The sequence below is a fragment of the Variovorax sp. FW305-3-2-15-B-LB1 genome (genome assembly GCF_058787635.1).
The window spans coordinates 1-21,299 of record NZ_JBYSZY010000040.1; the positions used below are offsets into that span (position 1 = coordinate 1).

The 21,299-nt window shown below is 69.9% G+C and carries 20 protein-coding genes and 1 pseudogene; 6 read left to right on the forward strand and 15 right to left on the reverse strand.

Features of this window, described 5'->3' with window-relative positions; translation table 11 throughout:
- Positions 1–111: pseudogene (locus AC3WQR_RS22030) on the forward strand (branched chain amino acid aminotransferase); the annotation flags it as partial.
- Positions 112–119: 8 nt separating this feature from the next.
- Positions 120–329, forward strand: coding sequence for a zinc-finger domain-containing protein (locus tag AC3WQR_RS22035; RefSeq protein ID WP_492743674.1), 210 nt, complete (start codon positions 120–122; stop codon positions 327–329).
- A gap of 49 nt (positions 330–378) precedes the next feature.
- On the opposite strand, the gene AC3WQR_RS22040 is transcribed toward AC3WQR_RS22035, so the two are convergent.
- From AC3WQR_RS22040 to AC3WQR_RS22065, 6 genes are all read right to left on the reverse strand, one after another.
- A complete protein-coding gene (locus AC3WQR_RS22040) occupies positions 379–1,608 on the reverse strand; it encodes an O-antigen ligase family protein (protein WP_492743676.1) in 1,230 nt (409 codons plus the stop codon).
- 65 nt (positions 1,609–1,673) lie between these two features.
- Positions 1,674–2,882 (reverse strand): ATP-binding protein, encoded by a 1,209-nt coding sequence (locus AC3WQR_RS22045; RefSeq protein ID WP_492743678.1) that lies wholly within the window; start codon positions 2,880–2,882, stop codon positions 1,674–1,676.
- A 20-nt stretch (positions 2,883–2,902) separates the two neighbouring features.
- A complete protein-coding gene (locus AC3WQR_RS22050) occupies positions 2,903–3,625 on the reverse strand; it encodes a response regulator (RefSeq protein WP_062476797.1) in 723 nt (240 codons plus the stop codon).
- Between the two features lie 193 nt (positions 3,626–3,818).
- Positions 3,819–4,634 carry a beta-ketoacyl synthase chain length factor gene (locus AC3WQR_RS22055; RefSeq protein WP_492743680.1) on the reverse strand — a complete coding sequence of 272 codons (816 nt, stop codon included), beginning with the start codon at positions 4,632–4,634 and terminating at the stop codon, positions 3,819–3,821.
- Entirely contained in the window at positions 4,631–5,833 is a 1,203-nt protein-coding gene (locus AC3WQR_RS22060; RefSeq protein WP_492743683.1) for a beta-ketoacyl-[acyl-carrier-protein] synthase family protein, read from the reverse strand. The genes AC3WQR_RS22055 and AC3WQR_RS22060 overlap by 4 nt, the downstream gene beginning before the upstream one ends.
- 155 nt (positions 5,834–5,988) lie before the next feature.
- The gene (locus AC3WQR_RS22065) at positions 5,989–7,383 is read right to left on the reverse strand and encodes an AmpG family muropeptide MFS transporter (RefSeq protein ID WP_492743686.1); all 1,395 of its coding nucleotides are present in this window, start codon (positions 7,381–7,383) and stop codon (positions 5,989–5,991) included.
- A 61-nt stretch (positions 7,384–7,444) separates the two neighbouring features.
- Here AC3WQR_RS22065 and AC3WQR_RS22070 point away from each other — a divergent pair, with 61 nt between their 5' ends.
- Positions 7,445–8,299 (forward strand): M48 family metallopeptidase, encoded by an 855-nt coding sequence (locus AC3WQR_RS22070; RefSeq protein WP_070063492.1) that lies wholly within the window; start codon positions 7,445–7,447, stop codon positions 8,297–8,299.
- Between the two features lie 23 nt (positions 8,300–8,322).
- On the opposite strand, the gene AC3WQR_RS22075 is transcribed toward AC3WQR_RS22070, so the two are convergent.
- Together AC3WQR_RS22075 and AC3WQR_RS22080 are read right to left on the reverse strand one after the other, a co-directional pair.
- The gene (locus AC3WQR_RS22075; RefSeq protein ID WP_492743689.1) at positions 8,323–9,285 is read right to left on the reverse strand and encodes a tripartite tricarboxylate transporter substrate binding protein; all 963 of its coding nucleotides are present in this window, start codon (positions 9,283–9,285) and stop codon (positions 8,323–8,325) included.
- A 40-nt stretch (positions 9,286–9,325) separates the two neighbouring features.
- Positions 9,326–10,576 (reverse strand): flavin-dependent oxidoreductase, encoded by a 1,251-nt coding sequence (locus AC3WQR_RS22080; RefSeq protein WP_492743691.1) that lies wholly within the window; start codon positions 10,574–10,576, stop codon positions 9,326–9,328.
- Between the two features lie 72 nt (positions 10,577–10,648).
- On the opposite strand from AC3WQR_RS22080, the gene AC3WQR_RS22085 reads away from it, so the two are divergent.
- Entirely contained in the window at positions 10,649–11,548 is a 900-nt protein-coding gene (locus AC3WQR_RS22085) for a LysR family transcriptional regulator (RefSeq protein ID WP_492743693.1), read from the forward strand.
- A gap of 3 nt (positions 11,549–11,551) precedes the next feature.
- Here the strand turns inward: AC3WQR_RS22085 and AC3WQR_RS22090 are convergent, their stop codons facing one another.
- From AC3WQR_RS22090 to AC3WQR_RS22105, 4 genes are read right to left on the reverse strand one after another with little or no spacing between them, the layout of a single operon-like run.
- The gene (locus AC3WQR_RS22090; RefSeq protein ID WP_492686609.1) at positions 11,552–13,555 is read right to left on the reverse strand and encodes a DUF4034 domain-containing protein; all 2,004 of its coding nucleotides are present in this window, start codon (positions 13,553–13,555) and stop codon (positions 11,552–11,554) included.
- A gap of 16 nt (positions 13,556–13,571) precedes the next feature.
- A complete protein-coding gene (locus AC3WQR_RS22095; protein ID WP_492743695.1) occupies positions 13,572–14,381 on the reverse strand; it encodes a DUF1266 domain-containing protein in 810 nt (269 codons plus the stop codon).
- Positions 14,378–15,742 carry a hypothetical protein gene (locus AC3WQR_RS22100; protein WP_492743697.1) on the reverse strand — a complete coding sequence of 455 codons (1,365 nt, stop codon included), beginning with the start codon at positions 15,740–15,742 and terminating at the stop codon, positions 14,378–14,380. The genes AC3WQR_RS22095 and AC3WQR_RS22100 overlap by 4 nt, the downstream gene beginning before the upstream one ends.
- 15 nt (positions 15,743–15,757) lie before the next feature.
- Entirely contained in the window at positions 15,758–16,561 is an 804-nt protein-coding gene (locus AC3WQR_RS22105; protein ID WP_492743699.1) for an exodeoxyribonuclease III, read from the reverse strand.
- Between the two features lie 12 nt (positions 16,562–16,573).
- Here AC3WQR_RS22105 and pyrE point away from each other — a divergent pair, with 12 nt between their 5' ends.
- Together pyrE and AC3WQR_RS22115 are read left to right on the forward strand one after the other, a co-directional pair.
- Positions 16,574–17,254, forward strand: coding sequence for an orotate phosphoribosyltransferase (gene pyrE, locus AC3WQR_RS22110; RefSeq protein WP_056583914.1), 681 nt, complete (start codon positions 16,574–16,576; stop codon positions 17,252–17,254).
- Positions 17,255–17,266: 12 nt separating this feature from the next.
- Positions 17,267–17,959: a DUF4124 domain-containing protein gene (locus AC3WQR_RS22115; RefSeq protein ID WP_492743701.1), complete on the forward strand. Its 693-nt coding sequence runs from the start codon at positions 17,267–17,269 to the stop codon at positions 17,957–17,959.
- A gap of 46 nt (positions 17,960–18,005) precedes the next feature.
- Here the strand turns inward: AC3WQR_RS22115 and gatB are convergent, their stop codons facing one another.
- From gatB to gatC, 3 genes are read right to left on the reverse strand one after another with little or no spacing between them, the layout of a single operon-like run.
- Entirely contained in the window at positions 18,006–19,496 is a 1,491-nt protein-coding gene (gene gatB / locus AC3WQR_RS22120; protein WP_492743703.1) for an Asp-tRNA(Asn)/Glu-tRNA(Gln) amidotransferase subunit GatB, read from the reverse strand.
- A 1-nt stretch (position 19,497) separates the two neighbouring features.
- Positions 19,498–20,988: an Asp-tRNA(Asn)/Glu-tRNA(Gln) amidotransferase subunit GatA gene (gatA, locus tag AC3WQR_RS22125; protein ID WP_492743705.1), complete on the reverse strand. Its 1,491-nt coding sequence runs from the start codon at positions 20,986–20,988 to the stop codon at positions 19,498–19,500.
- Positions 20,988–21,287, reverse strand: a complete 300-nt coding sequence (gene gatC, locus AC3WQR_RS22130) for an Asp-tRNA(Asn)/Glu-tRNA(Gln) amidotransferase subunit GatC (protein WP_056583926.1) — start codon at positions 21,285–21,287, stop codon at positions 20,988–20,990. The genes gatA and gatC overlap by 1 nt, the downstream gene beginning before the upstream one ends.
- Positions 21,288–21,299 lie beyond the last annotated feature (12 nt).

The window sequence follows — 21,299 nt, forward strand, 5'->3', positions numbered from 1 at the left end:
CGTGGCGACGGCGGCGCGCGCGGCCCGGTCACCGAGAAGATCCAGTCGGCCTTCTTCGACATCGTGAACGGCAAGAACCCCAAGTACGCCCACTGGCTCACGAAGGTCTGAGGAACAACATGTCCACCAATGCAGTCGTCGAACTCCTCGCGAAGGAGCTCAACCACCAGGGCGGCGTGTTCTGCCCCAGCCCCAAGGCCGACATGAAGCTCTGGAACAGCCACCCGAAGGTCTACCTCGACGTGGCGCGCACCGGCGAAGCCAAGTGCCCGTACTGCGGCACGGTGTACCGCCTGAAGGCGGGCGAGACCGTGTTCAGCCGCCACTGAGCGGCCAGGCGGAAAAAAGAAACCGGCCCTCGCGGCCGGTTTTTTCGTTTCAGCTTCGCTGGGCCCTCGGCCACAGGCCACGCCACGGATCGGGGTCCTGCGATTCCTGCGCCAGCCGCAGGTAGACCATCGCGATCCACAGCACGGCCAGCCCGATCTGCGCATCGCGCATCGCCGAATTCACGCTCGACGCGATGAGCGCGATGAGCGTCGCGGCCAGCGCGTAGCGGCCGGCGATGTCGGGCCGGCGCCAGGCCTGCCAGACGGCGACGAGCATGATCGCCAGCAGGCTCAGGATGCCGGGGATGCCGCTTTGCGCGCCCACCCAGAGGAAGTCGTTGTGCGGCATGTTGGAGTCGGCGAACAGCGCCGGGCCGCGCTTGTGCCACTGGTCGGTCCAGCCGCCGATGCCCCAGCCCGCGACGGGTTGGTCGGCGATCATGGCGCCGGTGTCGCGGTACATGTAGTAGCGGATGATCCAGCTGCCGTGGAACACGGCGCCGGTCTGCGCCTTCTCGAGCTCCTCGATGCCGGTCTCGACCTTCTGCTGCAGCTGCGGCAGCTGGTACAGGCTCGCGCCGATCACCACCGCGCCCAGGATCAGCGCCGCCGACAGCGCCTTCAGGTGGTTCTTCCACTGGTGCAGGCAGACCACCGGAATCACCAGCAGCAGCGCGAGCACCGAGGTGCGCGACGTGAGCGGCAGCGCGACGACGGCGCCCAGCCCGAGCACGAGCGCGAAGGCCGCCAGTGCGCGCAGGGGCCGGTGCCCCGTGATCTGCGACAGTCCGTAGACCGCGGCGCTGGCCGCGACGATGCTGAACAGCAGCGCGTTGCTGATCGACTTGTTGCCCACTTCCATCACCACGCCGCGCAGCGCGCCCGGCACCGGAAAGCCCAGGCTGTAGTGCAGCACGATGAGCACGATGTTGAGCGCCGCGATCAAGAGGAAGCCGCGCAGCGCCCACAGCGCCTCCTCGCGCGTGAGCGCCATCGCCATCAGGAAGGTGAAGGCGATGCGCAGTCCGTGGAACAGGTTGGAGGGGGTCTCGGGGTAGTGCGGCCGCACGGCCAGCACGATGAAGGTCCACGCCACGTAGGCGACCACCGGCCACCACAGCGGGTTGGCGCGCAGCCGCGCACAGCGCTCGCGCAAGCCGCCGCCCACCAGCAGGGCAAGCAGCAGCACGATGGCCGACAGGTAGGTGACGCCGACCGGCATGAACACCACCAGCCCCCAGAACATGGCCGCGGGCCGAACGATGTGCGATCTCTGCATAGGGCCGGGATTTTAGGTGCGGCCCCTCGGCCGAACCTGACTTGTCCCTGCGCACCCGAAGGCGCTCAGTGCGCTGCGGCGGCAGGGCCTTGGGCTGGCAGGCAGATCACGAAGCTCGCGCCGCCACCCGGCCGGTCTTCGCAGCGCACCGATCCGCCGTGGCGCTCGGCGATCGACTTCACCAGCGCCAGCCCCAGGCCGACGCCGCCGTTGCGCTCGCTGGCGCCGGGCAGGCGGTAGAAGGGCTCGAAGATGCGTTCGCGCAGCGTCGCCGGCACGCCCGGCCCGCGGTCGTTGACCCGCACCGTGGCGTAGCCGCCGGCGCTGCCGAGTTCGACGCTGATCTCGCCGGCGCCGTAGCGGCGGGCGTTCTCGAGCAGGTTGCGGATCGCGCGGCGCAGCAGGCGCGACACGCCCGGCACGGTGAGCGTGGCGTTGTCGGTGCCTTCGGCCAGGTCGAGTTCGGCGTTCACCTGCGCGCACTCTTCGGCGGCCAGGCCGGTCAGGTCGACGGCTTCGATGGTGCCCATGTCGGCCTCGCTGGCGTCGAGCCGGCTGGCCAAGAGGATCTCGTCGATGAGCTGGTCGAGCTCGCCGATGTTGCGCGAGATCTCCTCGCGCGCCGCCGGGCTGGGCTGGTCGCCCATGAGCTCCAGGCCCATGCGGATGCGGGTGAGCGGCGAGCGCAGCTCGTGCGAGGCGTTCGCCAGCAGCGACTTGTGGGAACGCACGAGCTGCTCGATGCGTTCGGCGGAGGCATTGAATCGCTTGGAGAGATCGGCCACTTCGTCTTGTCCTTCCTCGATCACGCGCGCCGAGAGGTCGCCCTCGCCCCAGCGCTGCACGCCGCGCTGCAGGGTCTCGAGCCGCTGGGTGATGCGCCGCACGATCGGGTAGACGCCCAGCGCCACCGCCACGCCCACCAGCGCAATCATCCAGCCCAGCCCGAACGGGGTGCGCCAGGGCGCGAAGCCGCCGGTGCCGGTAGGGCGCTCGCGCGGCGCCACGCGCAGCGTCATGTCGCGGCCGTCGCTCAGCTGCACATCGAACTCCAGGCCCTGGCCGGGCACGCGCATGGCCTTGCCGGTGCCGATGGTGCGGTCCTGGCTGTCGAGCACGACCACCTCGCGCGGCACCGGCGCCAGGCGTTCGCGCTCGGCTTCGGCGGCCACGCGCACGATCCAGTTGGCCATCAGCGTGAGGATGACCACGCCGCCGACCACCGCGAGCCAGATGCGGACGTAGAGGTGGCGGCGGTAGAGGCTGCGCAGCATCGCGGGGCGGTCCTGTCAGGTCAGTCCTGTTGCTTGGCGAACACGTAGCCCACGCCGCGCACGGTGAGGATGCGCTTGGGGTTCTTCGCGTCGACCTCGATGGCGGCGCGGATGCGGCCCATGTGCACGTCGATCGAGCGGTCGAAGGCCTCGAGCTCGCGGCCGCGCACGGCTTCCATGATCTGGTCGCGCGTGAGCACGCGGCCCGCGCGCTCGGCCATCGCCACCAGCAGGTCGAACTGGTAGGAGGTGAGGTCGGCCAGCGCGCCGGCCACCGACACGGTGCGCGCGTTGCGGTCGATCTCCAGCGTGCCGAAGCGCATCACCGTGGAGGCTTCGGCCTCGGTGGCGTTCTCGCTGCGCCGGCGCAGCACGGCGCGGATGCGCGCCAGCAGCTCGCGCGGCTCGAAGGGCTTGGGCAGGTAGTCGTCGGCGCCGATCTCCAGGCCGATGATGCGGTCCATGGGGTCACCCTTGGCCGTGAGCATCAGCACCGACACCTTGGCCAGCGGGCCGGGCAGGGCGCGGATGCGGCGGCAGACCTCGAGCCCGTCGGTGTCGGGCAGCATCAGGTCGAGGATCACCAGGTCGGGCGCGTGCTGCTGCAGCTGCTCCAGGCCGGTGGCGCCGTCGCCGGCGTGGTTGAAGGCGAAACCCGACTGCGTCAGGTACTCGCCCACCATCTGCGCCAGGCGGGCGTCGTCTTCGATCATCAGGAGTTGGGGGGTGCTCATGCGCTTCATGGTCGTTCACCGGGAGCAAGCGGGCTTGAACGCTCCGTAAAGTTGGGTAAACGCAGCATCGCCCTGTCAACCTGGATCGCTGCGAAAAACATAGCGCCTCGCCCAGGTTGCGTGGGCGCCATGCGGCAATGATGACGTACCGGGGCGCGGTTGCGTGTGTCAACACGCACCGCCGCCCCCGGGCGCAGGCCGGTCAGCCCGCGGCCTGCAGGCGCAGCCGCAGGGCCAGCGCGGCCGACAGCGGCAGGTCGATGGGCGCGTTGGCGCTGCCCGGGGCCTGGGCCAGCGCCTCGAACAGGGGCAGGGCGTCGGCCATCGGGTTGATGTCCTTCAGCGTGGCGGCGGCGGCCGAGCGCGGCGCGGTCGCCGCACCGTCGCCGACCAGCGACCAGTCGAGGCTGGCCACCGTGCGGGCCGTGCGCTCGGGCGCGATCACCAGCGCCACGGCCAGCAGGCCGCGGCTGTCGGTCACCGAGGCCAGCGCGCCGACCGTGGGAGCGTCGTAGCCCACCAGCAGCACCGGCGTCTGGTCGGCCGCGCACTGCACGGCCGCTTCGAGCAGGCCGGCGGCAAAGCTGTGGCCGTAGGCCGAGACGGCGTTGCTGGCCGCCATGCAGCCGGTGCCGATGGTCCAGTAGCCCACGGCCGCGTTGTGCACCGAGTTGTGGAACTTGGTGGGCGACAGCATCTTCGGGTCGCCCGCGAGCGTGCTGCACATGTAGTCGTTGATCGACAGGTCGCCGTGCGCCGACGTGAACACGCAGGGCACGTCGGCCGCGGGGCGGTCGGCGCCCGCGATGGCCGCGGCGGCCACTTCGAGCGCCAGCGCCACGGTGTCGGGCGCGCGGCGGCGCTCGGCCGGGGCCAGCACCTGCGGCGAGGGCCGCTTGGCGGGCGGATCGCTCAGCGCGCCTTCGCCGCGGAAGGCCGCGCGCGCGGCCTCCCAACCGGGCAGCGTGGGGGTCCAGAAGGCGGGGCCTTCGATGTAGAGCGTCGGAGGCGTGTTCATGCGTTGACCGCCTTGCCGAAGACCAGCGCGCAGTTGTTGCCGCCGAAACCGAAGGAATTGGAGAGCGCGTAGCGCACCTCGCCCGTGGCGGGTTCGAGCTTGATCTGCGGGCCGAAGCCTTCGTCCAGCGTGCGCGTGTTGACCGTGCCCGGCATCAGGCCGCGCTCGATCGCCAGCAGGCAGACCACGGCCTCGACGATGCCCGCGGCGCCCAGCGTGTGGCCCATGAAGCCCTTGGTCGAGCTGGCGTGCGTGCGCGCCGGGAAGCGGCGTGCCACCAGCGCGCCCTCGACCTCGTCGTTCTTCTGGCTCGCCGTGCCGTGCATGTTGATGTAGTCGATGGCGTCGGCGGCCAGGCCCGCGCGCGCCAGCGCGTCGTCGAGTGCGCGCTCGGCGCCCAGGCCCTCGGGGTGTGGCGTCGACATGTGGTGTGCGTCGCTCGCCTCGCCGTAGCCCAGCAGCTGCGTGGCGCTCTCGCCGGCCTGCACGCGCTCGACCAGCGCGAAGCCGGCCGCCTCGCCCAGGCTGATGCCCTTGCGGTCGGCGTCGAAGGGGCGGCAGGGCTCGGTGGAGACCAGCTCCAGCGAGTTGAAACCGAACAGCACGCTGCCGCACAGCGTGTCGGCGCCGCCGACCACGGCCGCGTCGGCCAGGCCCAGGCGGATCAGCCGCTCGGCCGAGGCGAACACCTTGGCGCTGGACGAGCAGGCGGTCGAAATCGTCTCGCTCGGGCCGTCGATGCCCAGCACCTGCTGCACGAACATGGCCAGCGAATGCGGCGTGTGGACGGCCGCGCGGCGCTGGTCCGGCGGAAAGTTGCCGTCGGCGTCGAGCTGCGTGTAGGCCAGCTCGGTCTCGCCGATGCTGGCCGTGGAGGTGCCGAGCACCAGCGCGATGCGCGCCGCGCCGTACTTCTGGCGCGCGGCCGCGACCGCCTCGAGGAAGCCGTCGGCCTGCAGGCCCAGCCAGGCCAGCCGATTGTTGCGGCAGTCCCAGAACGCGGCCGATTCGGGCAGGCGGACGTCTTCCAGGCCGTCGACGCGGCCGATCCAGGTCGGCAGCGGCGCTTCGCCGAAATCGTTGGCGCGCAGGCCGCTGCGCGAGTGCGCGAGTGCGTCGGCGTGCGCTTCCTTGCCGACGCCGACGGCCGAGGTGGCCGTGTAGGCACTGATTTGAAGGGGAGAAATTCGGGACGGCACGATGGATGTGGGGGCAGGCGACAGGCGAAAGGGCGTCGGCGACAGAAGAAAAAGCGGGAAAGCGCAATTTTCACGCAATGAATGTCGCAGCCTACCAGCGTTGCGTATCAGGTTGCGTCGGCTGTTTCCTATAGATGACAGCTCCGGCGCAGGCCCTATTGACGCTCGCCGTCGCCTGTGCGGGCCGCCATGCGCGAGGCCAGCGCCACCAGCAGCAGCACCGGCACGCCCAGCAGCGCGGTGGCGGTGAAGAAGGTGCTGTAGCCGTAGGCGTCGACAAACGCGCCCGAATAACCGGCGATGAACTTCGGCAGCAGCAGCATCAGCGAGCTGAACAGCGCGTACTGCGTGGCCGAGTAGCTGATGTTGGTCAGGCTCGACAGGTAGGCGATGAAGGCCGCCGAGGCGATGCCGCCGGCCAGGTTGTCGGCCGAGACCACCGCGATCAGTGCCGTCAGGTCGTGCCCGCGCGTGGCCAGCCAGGCGAACAGCAGGTTGCTCGCGGCGCTCAGCACCGCGCCCAGCATCAGCACCCGCATCACGCCCAGGCGCATCGACAGCACGCCGCCCACGAAGGCGCCCACCAGCGTCATGATCACGCCGTAGATCTTGCTGACCGTGGCCACCTGGTCCTTGGTGAAGCCCATGTCCACATAGAAGGGGTTGGCCATGATGCCCATCACCACGTCGCTGATGCGGTAGATGGCGATCAGCGCCAGGATCAGCGCCGCCTGCCACTTGTAGCGGCGGATGAAGTCGGCAAAAGGCTCGATCAGCACGCTTCGCAGCCATTCGCCCGCGTTCTTCGCCTTCGGCAGCGCGCGCCGCACCGGTTCGGGCGACAGCAGCACCGTGAGCACGCCGACCGCCATCGAGGCCGCCATGACGAGGTAGGCCGTCTTCCAGGCGCCGTTCTGGTAGGCCGCTGCGCCGGTGACCGCCACGGCGGGCGCCACCTCGGCCCAGGCCGCGACCCACAGCACGCCGGCGCCGGCCCAGATCATCGCCAGCCGGTAGCCCGTTTGATAAGCGGCGGCCAGCGCGGCCTGCTTGCGCGTCTCGGCCGATTCGATGCGGAAGGCGTCCAGCGCGATGTCCTGCGTGGCCGAGCCGAAGGCCACCAGCAGCGCGCACCAGATCAGCGGCTGCAGCCCCAGGCGCGGGTCGTTCATCGCCATGCCGACCAACCCGACGATCACCATGCCCTGCGCCAGCAGCAGCCAGCCGCGCCGACGCCCGAGCAGCGTGGTCAGCGGCGGCAGCGGCAGCCGGTCGACCAGCGGCGCCCAGACCCACTTGAAGCCATAGGCCAGCCCGACCCAGCTCAGGTAGCCGATGGTGGTGCGGTCGATGCCCGCCTCGCGCAGCCGGAAACTCAGCGTGCCCAGCACCAGCAACAGCGGCAGGCCGGCCGAGAAGCCCAGCGCGAGCATGCGCAGGGTGGCGGGTTCGAGGTAGACCTTGAGCGCGTCGCGCCAGGGCAGCGCGGCGCTCGCGGGGGCTTGGGTGGGTTCGGCGGGCGGTGCGGACATGAGTGGGGGATTGTCCATGAGCTATGGAGGACATCGGCGCGCCCGCTCGTCTCCATTTGTTCCTATCATCCGGGCACCTATGTGCACACGATGCGAACGCCCCCTTTCCGCCCTCTCCGAAGCCTCGGCCTGGAACCCGCGCCGGGCCTTCCTGCTGGCCGCCGCCGGTGCGGCGCTGAGCGCACCGGCGCTGGCGCAGGTCAATGTCGGCAATGCCTCGGTGGCGCGCAACCTCGTGCCCGCCGACCAGATCGAGGCGGCCGGCGTGCAGCAGTACGGCCAGCTGCTCGAACAGGCGCGCGCCAAGGGCGCACTGGCCGGCGACGGCAACCCGCAGCTGCAGCGCCTGCGCACCATCGCGCAGCGGCTCATTCCCTTCGCCCTGCCGTGGAACACCCGCGCCCGCGAATGGAAGTGGGAGGTGAACCTGATCGGCAGCAAGCAGATCAACGCCTTCTGCATGCCCGGCGGCAAGATCGCCTTCTTCACCGGCATCCTCGAGCAACTCAAGCTGAGCGACGACGAGGTCGCGATGGTCATGGGCCATGAAATGGCGCACGCGCTGCGCGAACACGCCCGCGCCCGCATGGCCAAGAGCGTCGGTACCGGCGCGGCGCTGTCCATCGGCGCGCAGCTGCTGGGGCTCGGCCAGGTCGGCGACCTCGCGGCGCGCGCCGGCACGCAGCTCATCACCCTGAAGTTCAGCCGCAGCGACGAGACCGACGCCGACCTCGTGGGCCTGGAGCTCGCCGCGCGCGCGGGCTACGACCCGCAGGCCTCGGTGTCGCTGTGGAAGAAGATGGCCACCGCCTCCAAGAACCAGGGCGGCCTGAGCTTCTTGTCGACCCACCCGAGCGGGCCGGACCGCATCGCCAAGCTCGAGGCGAACGTGCCGAAGGTCGAGAACCTGTACCGGGCGGCTGCGCGCAAGTAGCCGGCTGCTCGCCCCGGCTCCGCTCAGTCGGCGGTGATGTTCCCCTTCTTCACCACCGCCGCCCAGCGCTGCGCGTCCTTCTGGATCAGCGCGCCGAACGCCGCCGGCGTCGAGCTGGCGGGCACCATGCCTTGCGACTCGAAGGACTTCGCCACCTCGGGCGACTTCAGCACCGCGGCGATCTCAGTGTTGAGCCGCGCCACCACGTTGGCCGGCGTGCCCTTGGGCGCGAGCACGCCGTACCACATGTCGACGTTGTCGGCGGTCACGCCGGCCTCGGCCAGGGTGGGCACATCGGGCAACTGCGGCAGGCGGTGGCCGCTGCCGGTGGCGAGCGCCTTGAGCTTGCCGGCCTGGATGTGCTGCAGCGCCACGTGCACCGGCAGGAACATCGCGTCGATGCGCCCGCCGAGCAGGTCGGTGACGGCGCCGGCCGTGCCCTTGTAGGGCACGTGCAGCAGGTCGGTGCCGGTGCCCTGCATCAGGAGCGCCATCGACAGGTGGTGCGGCGTGCCGACGCCGGGCGTGGCGTAGGTCAGCTTGCCGGGGTTGGCCTTGGCGGTGGCCACCAGTTGCGCGAGCGAGCCCGCCTTCTGGGTGGCCGGGTTGGTCACCAGCAGCAGCGTGCCCCACGAGGTTTGCGACACCGGCGTGAAGTCGGCCACCGGGTCGTAGGCGAGCGACTTGTACAGGCCCTTGTTCATCACCAGCGTGTTGACCTGCACCAGCAGCGTGTAGCCGTCGGGCTTGGCGCGCGCCACCTTCTCGCTGCCGATGTTGCCGCTGGCGCCGGCGACGTTCTCCACGATCACCGGCTGGCCGAGCACGGCGGGCAGGCGGGCCGAGAGCTGGCGTGCGATCAGGTCGATGCCGGTGCCGGGCGTGTAGGGCACCACCAGCGTCACCGGCTGGTCGGGCCAGGCATGGGCGGCGGCGGCGCTGGCCGCAACCATCAGGGTGGCGAAGGTCCTGGTCAGAAATTTCATCGTGTCTTGTCTCCGTCTTGATCTGTGAATGTGCCGGCGCTCAGAGGTACGACGCGCGCGCCTTCAGCGCCGCCGGGTCGTAGCCGGCCACGCGCTTGTAGTGGTCGGAGATCGCCTGCAGTTCCTGCTGCGTGACGATCGCGTCGAGGTTCTCGACGCGCTGGCCGCCCGAGCGCTCGAACACCTCACGCAGGATGGTGTCGGGCGGGTTGCTGCGGTTGGTCAGCACCACGTCGGTGGTGGCCTTCACGCGCACGCGGTCGTAGGTGTCGAGCGCTGCGATGCCCACGCCTTCGCGCTTCATCGCGCCTGCGAGAAAACGCGCGTCGATGATCGCCTGGCCCGCGCCGTTGGAGCCGCGCGGCACCATCGGGTGCGCGGCATCGCCCAGCAGCGTGAGGCGTCCGTGGCTCCAGCGCGGCAGCGGGTCCTGGTCGACCATCGGGTACTCCAGGATGGTGTCTGAGGCCAGGATCAGCGCGGGCACGTCGAGCCAGTCGAAGTGCCAGTCGGCGAAGGCGGGCAGGAAGTCCTCGAGGCGGCCGGCGCGGCTCCAGTCGCGCATCGCGGGCTGGGGCGCGTGGATCTCGGCGACCCAGTTCACGAGCTGGCGGCCCTGGTCGTCGATGTCGTTGCGGATCGGGTAGATCACCATCTTGCCGACGGTGAGCCAGCCCGCGCGCACCATGCTGCCGCCCGAGAGAAAGGGCTTCCAGGCCGCGGTGCCGCGCCACATGTTGATGCCCGAATAGCGCGGCGCGCCCTCGTTCGGATACAGCTGCTTGCGCAGCGCCGAGTGGATGCCATCGCAGCCCACCGCGACCGCGCCGCGCACCGGCGCGCGGCCGTCGGCAAAGTGCACCGTCACGCCGTCGGCGTCCTGTTCGACGCCGGTGCAGCGGTGGCCGCACTGCACGCTGTCGGGGCCCAGGCGCTTACGCGTTTCGTTCAGCAGCACGGTCTGCAGGTCGCCGCGGTGGATCGAGTACTGCGGCCAGTCGTAGCCCGCATGCTGGCCGGCGGGCTCGCGAAACACGAGCTGGCCGTGCTCGGTGAAGAAGACCGCCTCCTGCGTGCGCACGCCCACGGCGTCGAGCGCGTCGAGCAGGCCCAGCTCGGACAGCTCGCGCACCGCATGCGGCAGCAGGTTGATGCCCACGCCGAGCGGGCGCAGCTCGGGCACGGCCTCGTACACACGGCAGGCGATGCCGGCCTGGTGCAGGCTCAGGGCGAGGGTCAGGCCGCCGATGCCGGCGCCGAGGATGATGACTTCGTTAGGTGCGGTGCTCATGGGGTCCGTATTGGGACCGCAAACGATGCATATGGGAAATTTAGATGTGATATGGATTTATCATGGATCCTTATGAACCTGACCACGCGCCAGATGCGCGCCTTTCTGCAGGTGGCGCGCATCGGCAACTTCACCCGCGCGGCGGAGCAGGCGCACATCACCCAGGCCGGCCTGAGCATCCTGATCCGCGAGATGGAGAAGCAGCTCGGTTGCCGCCTGTTCGACCGCACCACGCGCATGGTGAGCCTCACGCCGGCCGGGCGCCGGCTGTTGCCGGTGGTGGAGCGGCTCGTCACCGACCTCGATGACGTGGCCGCCGAACTCGGCGCCGAGGGCGACGCGGCGCGCCAGACGCTGCGCATCGCGGCCACGCCGCTGGTGTCCTCGCACCTGCTGCCCTGGGTGTTCGCGAGTTTTCGCCAGGCGCATCCGCAGGTCGTGCTGCGCCTCTTCGACGCCGACCTGCGCGACGTGGAAGCGATGGTGGCCGCGGGCGAGGCCGACCTCGGCCTGGGCTTCTTCTTCAAGGCCGCGGCGGGGCTCGACCGCACGCCCGTGGGGCGCTTCGAGCTGATGCGCGTCACGCAGGCCACGGCCGACGGCGAACCGGTCGGCACCGCACCCTGGTCCGCGCTGCGCGGCGCCACGCTGATCGGCCTGCCGCCCGGCAACCCGATCCAGAAGGTGATCGAACGCCAGCTCGGCGAGATCGGCCTGGCCGACGCGCAGCGGCCCGCCTTCAACTTCTTCGGCACGCTGATCTCGATGGTCGAGGCCGGCTTCGGCACCGCCGTGATGCCCACCTTCGCGCTGGCGGCCTGCCGCCGTCACCGCGTGAAGACCGACGTGCTGCTGAAGCCGCGCGTGGGCATGGACTTCTTTCGCCTGACCAAGCGCGGCACGCACGAGACCGAGGCGATGCGCGCCTTCAGCGAGACGCTGGCCAAGGCCTTGCCGGTGTTGTCCCGCTAGCCGTTACACCATCGCGTTGTCGCCGCCCGGGATCTCGTGCGCCTTGATCTGCCGGCGCGTGAGCTTGTAGAGCGTGGACGACAGGAAGCCGTCCTGGTGGGTGTTCTTGGTGACGTTCACCACGAACTCGTCCTCGGGCGCCACGGCCTGCGCGCCCATGATCCAGCGCACGCTCTCGCGGTAGTTGTAGAGCACCTTGTCGTTGGCGTCGGCCAGCAGGGTCGACAGCGTGGCCATGGCGATGGCGTCGCCATTGGTGGCGTGCTCGCGCACGAAGTCCAGGTGGCGGTGGCGCACGGGGATGTCGGACAGGTCGCTGATGAACATCAACGCGCCTTCGGTGGCGTCGTCGTGGCCCAGCTCGCGGGCCTTCAGCATGGCCTCGACCGCCTGCGCCTGCAGCGCGGGGCGTTGCGCCGCGGGCGTGGCGTCTTCCCAGGCCATGTCGTGGCAGAGGTAGCCCAGCTTGTAGGCTGCGACGCTGTTGCCGGCCTGTGCCGCCTGGCCGTAGCAGTGCATCGCCTGCTGCCGGTCCTTGGTGCCGTGCTCGCCGCCCGCGTGGAAGATGCCGAGCGTGAGCAGGCACGATTTGTCGCCGGCGGCCAGCCCCATTTCCAGGATCTCGAAGGCTTCCTGGTTGCGCGGCACGCGCCACAGCGCGCGGGCCAGGTCGTCCCAGTTCTCGGTGCCGGCGTTGCGTTCGCGCGCGGCCGCCAGCCAGGCGTTGCCGGTCGCCGCGTTGGGCACGAAGCCGAAGGCGCCCTTCAGGCTGCAGTAGCCGTGCAGGATCAGCGCGGTGTTGCATTCGTAGGCGTTGGCGCTGTTGCAGATGGCCTGGCCCAGCCACTGGCCGCCGGGGTCCTGCTCCAGGGCGACGTGCACCGCCATGTTCATGGCGTAGTCGTCGTCGATGGGATGGTGGCTCTCGGCCTCGCGCAGGCAGGCCAGTGCCTCGGCGTGCTGGTCGAGCATGTAGTGGCTCACGGCCAGCCAGCGCAGGGTTTCCCAGCGGTGGTAGGGGTAGAGGGCCTCCTGGGCGCGCTGGCGCGTGGCGGCCATGCGCTGCTGCGCTTCGGCCGGGTCTTCGTCCTTGTCGACGCTGTTGCCCTGGTAGTCGTCGCGCCAGATCTCGTGGCGCAGCCGGTCTTTCTCGACCTCGCTCAGGTGGGCGCAGGCGGGCGAGGCGATGAAGGCGCGCACGCGCTCGTGGCTGCCGCCCCAGCGCGGCTGCTGGAACCAGACGCACTGGCGCATGAAGAAGAACAGCCGCGGGTGCACGTGCAGCGTGGCGTGGATCCAGTAGGACGTGCCGCTGATCACCTTGCGGCCCTGCACGGGCGAGGGCAGGGCGGTGGGCACGGCCTCGGGGCAGGCGATGCGCTCGTCGTGCGCCAGGCCGGAGCGCGCGAGTTGCGCCAGCAACTCGTCGCGGGTGGCCTCGTCGTCGTCCAGCGAAAAGTCGTGCTGCAGCGGCTTGTCGGGCCCGCGGCCGCTGCGGACCAGCTCGGTCAGCCAGTCGGGCTCGTTGAAGGCCGAGGTGCTCTGCAGCAGCAGGGCGCAGGCGGTCCACATCGTGGGCGCGAGCGTGAGGGCGCGCAGGGCGGCCACGGCGCAGCGCGTGGCGCAGGCATGGGCGCATTCCCAGCCCAGCGCGGTGACCGTGCTGGCCCAGCCCGAGCCGCGGTACTCGTAGGCCCAGTGGTACCAGTAGTGCGCTTCGCAGAGCCAGGCGTGGGCCGATTGCGGGCGGGCGGCCTGCCATGCGGCCAGGCGGGCCAGCCCTTCGGCGCCGTCGGCGGTGCAGCCGGCCAGGTCGTCGGGCAAGGCGCCGTAGTAGCGCTCTTCCTCGTCGCGGTCTTGAAAGCTGGCGGCCAGCGCGTCGTCGAGCCGCTGGTCGAGTGCGGCGTAATCGCCGGCGCGCAGCAGCGTGTCGATGTCGCAGAGCTTCCAGCGCGCGGGCGCAGGGGGAATCACGGTCGCTGCGGCGGAGGGCGTGTGGGTGGTCATGGGCGGGGCTCGCGCGTCAGGCCGACGCGGCAGGGGCGAGGGTGACGGGTTGGGGATCGAAGATGCGGTAGCGCTTCCAGGGCAGCGTGAGCCAGTTGCCCTGGGTGTTCTGCAGGTGCTCTTGCACCTCCAGCGTGGCGCGCGACGAGGCGGGGCCGTCCTGGCTGCTGATGCGCAGCCAGTGCAGCCGCGCCCGCGCATAGGCGTGGCCGAAGTCTTCCCAGCTTTCGAAGCTGTCCTGCGCGCGCTGCGCATTGAGGAACAGCACCAGCCAGGCCTGCGACTCGGGCACCCAGCCCAGCAGCGCGATGCAGCGCACCAGGAAGGCGGTGCGCGCGCAGTCGAAGGCCAGCGCGTCGCGCACCTGGCCTTCGGCCGCGAGCTGTTCGTAGAAATTGGCGTGGGTGCGGCCGAGCCCGCCGACCCAGCCGACCAGCGCGGCCTGCATCTGCGTGGCGATGTCGCGCTCGGGCAGGTCGGCGGCCATGTTCATTTCGCGCAGCACCTGCTTGGCCAGCCGCTGGCGCTGCTCGGCGGGCACGTCGAGCGCCAGCGTGTCGCTGTCGCAGCGCAGGCCGTTGCGCAGCAGCAGGATGTCGCCGAGCGCCAGCGCCCAGCGGCGGCGGTTGGGCACCACCTTGCCGGCGTCGGCCCGGGCCTGCGCGGCGCGCACCGCGAGGTCGGCGTTGGCCTTTTCCATGTGGCCGATCGCCGTGCCCGAGCCGTGCACGACGATACGGAATGCCGTGCGCACGACGAACCACGCGATGCGCACCCCGAGGTACAGCAGGCCCAGGAACACAACGATGACGATGGCCTGCGTCATGGCAATGCCGCTCCCAGCGGCGGCGCGCACACGGCGGCGCTCAGCGAGATGCCTTCGATCTCCAGCATCGCGGCGGGCGCCGGCGTAGGGGCCGCCTGCAGCGACGGCGGCAACCGGTTCGGGGGCAGCGTCAGCCGGGCGGCGGCGGCCACCGCCACGTCCATCTGCCGCAGCCGCGCCAGCTCGTGCGGCGCGATGCGCAGCAGCAGCCATTGCAGCGCCGGCGGCGGCTGCTCGAAGTGCTCGATCAGGTGGAAGTTGCCGCTCATCACGCTGAGCAGGAAGTCGGGGCTCTGTACGTCGGTGACGAACTTCCATTCGCCCCGGGCGGCGTCCGAGGCCTCGGGCTCGAACACCAGGCCCATGCCCTCGCAGTCGCTGTGGCGCTCGCCGCGCGGCGGCAGCGTGCGCAGGAACTGCAGCACGTCGTCGGCGTACTTGCGGATCGGGTGGCGGTTCTGCTTGCCCTTGATCTGGTCGACGCGCAGCCCGTCCGGATGCACTTCGAGGCTGATGGTCACGTGCGGCAGGTTGCCCGCGCTGCGCAGCGTGAACAGGCGCAGCCGGCCGCTCTGCGCGGCGCTCGCGTACTGCTCGCCATAGCCGCCGTTCAGCTTCTTGATGTTGGCGAACTGGCCCAGGCAGTGCTGCATGTGGAACGACTCGTAGGCCATCTCCTCGCGCAAGGCCGCATGGCTGCCGATGAACTCGAAGATCACGCCGTTGGGCGTGCGCAGCACTTCCTTCAGCGCCAGGCCGCTGCTGGGCACCCAGCCCTTGTTGCGCTTGGCCTGCATGCGCTGGTGCTCCTGCTCCCACAGGGCCATGGCCATGAAGCAGGTGATGCGCTGCAGTTTCTGTTCGAGCCGCGTGCCGCGCCGCGAGCGCAAGAACTCGACCAGCATGCGTTCGCGGTCGACCAGCAGCAGGTGGTCGGGGTCGAGGTAGTAGAAAGTCTTCGGGGCGGCTTCGGCGGCGGGCGATTCGGCCGTGTTGCCCTTGTGGCCCTTGGACTTTTCCTTGTCCTGCACGGACGCCGCGTTCACCGCGACAGGGGCGCGCGGCTGCAGCTGCTTGGCCAGCCACTCGGGCAGCGGCTTGTCGGGCCCGGCCGCGGCCAGGTAGTCGGCGGGCGACTGCACCGGCAGCACATTGCCGAAGCTGCCGATGGCCCAGCGGAAGAAGTGGTTCAGCAGCCAGGCCGCCATGTCGGCGTCGTCGCCGCGCTCGGCGCTGCGGCGCGCGATCGCGGCCTTCACTTCGGGCGCGTTCACCACGTCGCGCGGCAGGTACACCGCCGTCGCCGCGGCCGTGGGCGGCGAGGACGGGTTCGTGGACGGAGACGGAGTCGGGATCGGCATCGACGGGCGGGCGACTTACAGCGTGAAGTCGTACTCCACCGTGATCGGCGCGTGGTCGCTGAACTTGACCGTCTTGTAGATCGCCTCGGTGCGCGCCAGCGCGCCCATGGCCGGCGTGGCCAGGTGGTAGTCCAGCCGCCATCCCACGTTGTTCGCGTAGGCCTGGCCGCGGTTGCTCCACCAGGTGTAGGCCTCGGCCGTGGTGTCGGGCTTGAGGCGGCGGTACACGTCCACCAGGCCCGCGCCTTCGGTGCCGGCGTCGAGCAGGCGCGTCATCCAGGCGCGTTCTTCGGGCAGGAAGCCGCTGTTCTTCTGGTTGCCGCGCCAGTTCTTCAGGTCGATTTCCTGGTGCGCGATGTTGATGTCGCCGCACAGGATGAACTCGCGCTCCTTCTTCAGCGCCAAGAGGTGCGGGAAGAAGCCCTTCAGGAAGCGGAACTTGGCGGCCTGGCGCTCCTCGCCCGAGCTGCCGCTCGGGAAGTAGCAGCTGATGACCGAGAGCTTGCGTTTCGGCGTGTCGAAGCGCAGCTCGAGGTAGCGGCCTTCGGCGTCGAATTCGGGATCACCCCAGCCCACCACCACGGCGCTGGGCGCATGCTTCGTGTAGATGGCGGTGCCCGCGTAGCCTTTTTTCTCGGCAAAGTGGAAGTGGCCCTGCAGGCCGGCCATCTGCTCGAAGCGGCCCTCGACATCGCTGGCCTGGACGCGGATCTCCTGCATGCAAATACAATCCGGCGCGAGTTCGGCCACCCAGTCGGCGACGCCCTTGGTGGCCGCCGAGCGCAGGCCATTGAGATTGAGACTGGTCAGTTTGAACACAAGGAATTTCCAATGGCTGTAGACGGTCAGACAAGCAGCGCGGTGGCACAGGACTTCGTCCAGTTCGCGCTCGACGCCGGCGTGCTTCGCTTCGGCGAATTCAAGACCAAAGCCGGTCGCATGAGCCCGTATTTCTTCAATTCGGGCCTCTTCGACGACGGCGCCAAGATCGCGCGGCTCGCGGGATTCTATGCAGACCGCCTGGTCGAAAGCGGCCTCGAGTTCGACATGATCTTCGGCCCCGCCTACAAGGGCATCCCGCTGGGCGCCACCGTGGCCGCCGAGCTGGCCCGGCGCGGGCGCAACTACCCCTTCGCCTACAACCGCAAGGAAGCCAAGGCGCACGGCGAAGGCGGCAATCTGGTGGGCGCGCCCCTCAAGGGCCGCGTGCTCATCGTCGACGACGTGATGTCGGCCGGTACCGCGGTGCGTGAATCGATCGCCGCGATCCAGGCTGCCGGCGCCACGCCGCATGCCGTGGCCATCGCCCTGGACCGGCAGGAAAAAGCCACCGAGAACGGCGTCGACGTGGACCACAGCGCCGTGCAGTACGTGCGCAACCAGCTCGGCCTCGCGGTGGTGCCCATCGCCACGCTGGACGACCTGCTGAGCTACCTCTCGGGCAACGCCGCCGCCGACCTCGGCGCGCACCGCGAGCGCGTGCTGGCCTACCGCACGCGCTACGGCGCCTGAGACGCAGCGCCGATGCGACGCCCCGCGCGCGAACCCTCTTCTGCCGCCGCCGTGGCGTCGCTGTGGCTGGGCCTGGCGGCCCTGTCGTCGTGCGCAACGGTGCTGGCCCAGCCCGCCAAGACGGACGGGCCCGGTGTCGGCATCTACACCTGCGTCGACGCGCGCGGGCGCACGCTCACGGCCGACCGGCCGATCGCCGAGTGCAGCGACCGCGAGCAGCGCGAACTGAGCCCGAGCGGCACGGTGCGCCGCAAGCTGGAGCCGACCTACACGGCGCGCGAGCAGCAGGAGCGCGAGGACCGCGCGCGCGAAGCCGCCATCCAGGCCGCACGGCTCATCGACGAGCGCCGCCGCGAGCGCGCGCTGCTGGTGCGCTACCCCAACGCCACCACGCACGACCGCGAGCGCGTCGAGGCGCTGTCGCAGATCGATGCGGTGATCCAGGCCGCGAAGAAGCGCCTCGTCGAGCTCGCCGACGACCGCAAGAAGATCGACGAAGAGCTCGAGTTCTACAAGCAGGACACGAGCAAGGCGCCCGGCGCCGTGCGCCGCCGCATCGAGGACAACACGCAGAGCGTGGCCGTGCAGAACCGCTTCATCACGGAGCAGGAAGAAGAGAAGAAGCGTGTGAATGCGCGCTTCGACGAAGAGCGCGGGCGCCTGAAGACGCTCTGGTCACCGCAGAACGGCGGCAACCCGCGCTGAACGAACCCGCCGGGGCCTGACGCCAGGCCCCGGGGCTCGTTCGTGATCAGCCCAGCTTGGCTTTCAGCAGCTCGGTGACCTGCGCAGGGTTGGCCTTGCCCCCGCTGGCCTTCATGACCTGGCCCACGAGGCCGTTGAGCGCCTTCTCCTTGCCGCCGCGGTATTCCTCGACGTTCTTCGCGTTCTTGGCAATCACCTCGTCGAGGATCTTGTCGAGCGCGCCGGCGTCGTTCATCGGCTTCAGGTCTTTCGCTTCGATGATCGCGTCGACATCGCTGCCTTCGCCGCTCCACAGCGCTTCGAACACCTGGCGCGCGGCGTTGTTGGGCAGCGTGCCGTCGGCGATGCGCGTCACCAGCTGCGCGAGCTGCGCGGCCTTCACGGGTGCGGCCTCGATGCCGATCTCGGCGGCGTTCAGGCGGCGGGCCATCTCGCCGGTGATCCAGTTGCTGGCCAGCTTGGGCGCTGCGCCGGCATTCACCGCGTCGTCGAAGTACTGCGCCAGTGCCGCGCCCTGCGTGAGCTGCGCGGCGTCGTATTCCGACAGGCCGTGGTCGCGCACATAGCGCTCGGCCGTGGCACGCGGCAGCTCGGGCATCGTGGCGCGCACGCGCTCGATCCACTCGGCGGCCACCACGAGGGGCGGCAGGTCGGGATCGGGGAAGTAGCGGTAGTCGGCCGCGTCTTCCTTGGTGCGCATGGTGCGCGTCTCGCCGGTGGCGGGGTCGAACAGCACGGTGGCCTGCTCGATGGCGCGGCCCTCTTCGAGCTCGTCGATCTGCGAGTTGATCTCGTAGTCGATCGCCTGCTGCATGAACTTGAAGCTGTTCAGGTTCTTGATCTCGCGGCGCGTGCCGAGCTTTTCGCCGGGCTTGCGCACCGACACGTTGGCGTCGCAGCGAAAGCTCCCTTCCTGCATGTTGCCGTCGCAGATGCCGATCCACGTGACGATCTTGTGCAGCTCCTTCGCATAGGCCACGGCCTCGGCGGTGGAGCGCATGTCGGGCTCGGTCACGATCTCCAGCAGCGGCGTGCCGGCGCGGTTCAGGTCGATGCCGCTCTGGCCGATGAAGTCTTCGTGCAGCGACTTGCCCGCGTCTTCCTCGAGGTGGGCGCGCACGAGGCGCACGGTCTTCTTTTCTTCGCCGAGGAAGAACGACACCGCGCCGCCTTGCACCACCGGGATCTCGAACTGGCTGATCTGGTAGCCCTTGGGCAGGTCGGGGTAGAAGTAGTTCTTGCGTGCGAACACGCTGCGCGGCGCGATGTGCGAGCCCAGCGCCAGGCCCAGCTTGATGGCGCGTTCGACCGCGCCCTTGTTCATCACGGGCAGCGTGCCGGGCAGCGCCAGGTCGACCGCGCAGGCCTGCGTGTTGGGCTCGGCGCCGAAGGCGGTGGAGGCGCGGCTGAAGATCTTGCTTGCGGTCGACAGTTGCGCGTGCGTCTCGAAGCCGATGATGACTTCATAGCCGCGCACCAGCGGGCCGGTCGGGCGGCCTTGTTGTTGTGCTTCGAATGTGTTCACGGTCTCGCTCATGTCAGAAGCCCTCCGGCGTGCGCGTGTGCCAGTCGGTGGCTTGCTGGAAGCGGTGCGCTGCGTTGAGCAGCTTCGCTTCGCCGAAGTAGTTGCCGATCAGCTGCAGGCCCACGGGCATGCCGCCGTCGAAGCCCGCGGGCACGCTCATGCCCGGAAGGCCTGCGAGCGATGCGGGCAGCGTGAAGATGTCGGCGAGGTAGTCGGCCACGGGGTCGTCGCCGTGTTCGCCGATCTTCCAAGCGGTGGTCGGCGCGGCGGGGCCGGCGATCACGTCGCATTGCGTCAGCGCCTGCTGGAAGTCGTCCGCGATCATGCGGCGCACCTTCTGCGCCTGCAGGTAGTAGGCGTCGTAGTAGCCGTGCGAGAGCACGTAGGTGCCGATCATGATGCGGCGCTTCACCTCGTCGCCGAAGCCTTCGGCGCGCGTGCGCTCGTACATCTCGGCCAGGTCCTTGTACTGCTTGGCGCGGTGGCCGAACTTGACGCCGTCGAAGCGGCTCAGGTTGCTCGAGGCTTCGGCCGCGGCCAGGATGTAGTACACGGGAATCGACAGCTCGGTGCGCGGCAGCGAGACCTCGACGCGCTTGGCGCCGAGCTTCTCGTACTGCGCGAGCGCCGCATCGATGGCGGCGCGCACGCCGGGCGCCACGCCGTCGCCGAAGAACTCCTTGGGCACGCCGATGCGCAGGCCGTCGAGCGAATCGTTCAGCGAGCGGCCGAAGTCTTCGGCGGGCTTGTCGAGCGAGGTCGAGTCGCGGTCGAGGTCGGGGCCGCAGAAGGCCGACAGCAGCAGCGCGCAGTCTTCGGCCGAGCGGGCCATCGGGCCGGCCTGGTCGAGGCTGGAGGCGAAGGCCACCATGCCGTAGCGCGAGGCGCGCCCGTAGGTCGGCTTGATGCCGGTGATGCCGCAGAACGACGCGGGCTGGCGGATCGAGCCGCCGGTGTCGGTGCCGGTGGCGGCTGGTGCAAGGCGCGCGGCCACGGCCGCGGCGCTGGCGCCCGATGAGCCGCCCGGAATGCGGTCAAGGTTCCAGGGGTTGCGCACCGGCACGGCTTGGTCGTGGCCCACGGCGGGCACGGCGACGTTCTCGTTGGCCGAGCCCATCGCGAACTCGTCGCAGCTGAGCTTGCCCAGCGTGACCGCGCCGGCTTCGGCCAGGCGGCGCACCACGGTCGCATCGAAGGGCGAGCGGTAGCCCGCGAGCATCTTCGAGCCGGCGGTGGTGGCGAAATCGGTGGTGACGAAGATGTCCTTGTGCGCGATCGGAACGCCGGCCAGCGCGGGCGCGTTGCCCTTGGCGATGAGCGCGTCGGCCGCGCGGGCCTGGGCCAGCGTGACTTCTTCGTTGACGTCGACGAAGGTGCCGAGCGACTCGTGGGCCTTCATGCGGCCGAGAAACGCCTGCGAGGCCTCGACGGCCGACACCTTGCGATCGGCCAGCGCTTTGGCCAGCGCGACCACGCTCAATTGGTGCAGTTCACCGCTGCTCATCATTCGATCACCTTGGGCACGAGGAACAGGCCGGCTTCGACGGCCGGGGCGCTCTTCTGGTTGGCTTCGCGGTTGTTCGGCTCGCTCACGACGTCGTCGCGCAGGCGCAGCGTCACGTCTTCGAGCGCGGCCACGGGGTGCGCCAGCGGCTCGACGCCGGTGGTGTCGACCGCGCGCATGCGTTCGACCAGATCGAAGAAGCCGTTGATTTGAGTGAGCATGCGCTCGCTTTCATCTGGGGCAAGCTGCAGCCGCGCCAGGGAGGCGATGCGTGCAATATCGGAAGCGGAAAGAGACATAGATGGCTGACG

What these genes read in the sequence shown, in the direction of transcription:
- AC3WQR_RS22035 (WP_492743674.1), top strand. Translation starts at nt 120, where the DNA reads ATGTCCACCAATGCAGTCGTCGAACTCCTCGCGAAGGAGCTCAACCAC.
- AC3WQR_RS22040 (WP_492743676.1), bottom strand. Translation starts at nt 1,608, where the DNA reads ATGCAGAGATCGCACATCGTTCGGCCCGCGGCCATGTTCTGGGGGCTG.
- AC3WQR_RS22045 (WP_492743678.1), bottom strand. Translation starts at nt 2,882, where the DNA reads ATGCTGCGCAGCCTCTACCGCCGCCACCTCTACGTCCGCATCTGGCTC.
- AC3WQR_RS22050 (WP_062476797.1), bottom strand. Translation starts at nt 3,625, where the DNA reads ATGAAGCGCATGAGCACCCCCCAACTCCTGATGATCGAAGACGACGCC.
- AC3WQR_RS22055 (WP_492743680.1), bottom strand. Translation starts at nt 4,634, where the DNA reads ATGAACACGCCTCCGACGCTCTACATCGAAGGCCCCGCCTTCTGGACC.
- AC3WQR_RS22065 (WP_492743686.1), bottom strand. Translation starts at nt 7,383, where the DNA reads ATGGACAATCCCCCACTCATGTCCGCACCGCCCGCCGAACCCACCCAA.
- AC3WQR_RS22070 (WP_070063492.1), top strand. Translation starts at nt 7,445, where the DNA reads ATGTGCACACGATGCGAACGCCCCCTTTCCGCCCTCTCCGAAGCCTCG.
- AC3WQR_RS22075 (WP_492743689.1), bottom strand. Translation starts at nt 9,285, where the DNA reads ATGAAATTTCTGACCAGGACCTTCGCCACCCTGATGGTTGCGGCCAGC.
- AC3WQR_RS22080 (WP_492743691.1), bottom strand. Translation starts at nt 10,576, where the DNA reads ATGAGCACCGCACCTAACGAAGTCATCATCCTCGGCGCCGGCATCGGC.
- AC3WQR_RS22085 (WP_492743693.1), top strand. Translation starts at nt 10,649, where the DNA reads ATGAACCTGACCACGCGCCAGATGCGCGCCTTTCTGCAGGTGGCGCGC.
- AC3WQR_RS22090 (WP_492686609.1), bottom strand. Translation starts at nt 13,555, where the DNA reads ATGACCACCCACACGCCCTCCGCCGCAGCGACCGTGATTCCCCCTGCG.
- AC3WQR_RS22095 (WP_492743695.1), bottom strand. Translation starts at nt 14,381, where the DNA reads ATGACGCAGGCCATCGTCATCGTTGTGTTCCTGGGCCTGCTGTACCTC.
- AC3WQR_RS22100 (WP_492743697.1), bottom strand. Translation starts at nt 15,742, where the DNA reads ATGCCGATCCCGACTCCGTCTCCGTCCACGAACCCGTCCTCGCCGCCC.
- pyrE (WP_056583914.1), top strand. Translation starts at nt 16,574, where the DNA reads ATGGCTGTAGACGGTCAGACAAGCAGCGCGGTGGCACAGGACTTCGTC.
- AC3WQR_RS22115 (WP_492743701.1), top strand. Translation starts at nt 17,267, where the DNA reads ATGCGACGCCCCGCGCGCGAACCCTCTTCTGCCGCCGCCGTGGCGTCG.
- gatB (WP_492743703.1), bottom strand. Translation starts at nt 19,496, where the DNA reads ATGAGCGAGACCGTGAACACATTCGAAGCACAACAACAAGGCCGCCCG.
- gatA (WP_492743705.1), bottom strand. Translation starts at nt 20,988, where the DNA reads ATGAGCAGCGGTGAACTGCACCAATTGAGCGTGGTCGCGCTGGCCAAA.
- gatC (WP_056583926.1), bottom strand. Translation starts at nt 21,287, where the DNA reads ATGTCTCTTTCCGCTTCCGATATTGCACGCATCGCCTCCCTGGCGCGG.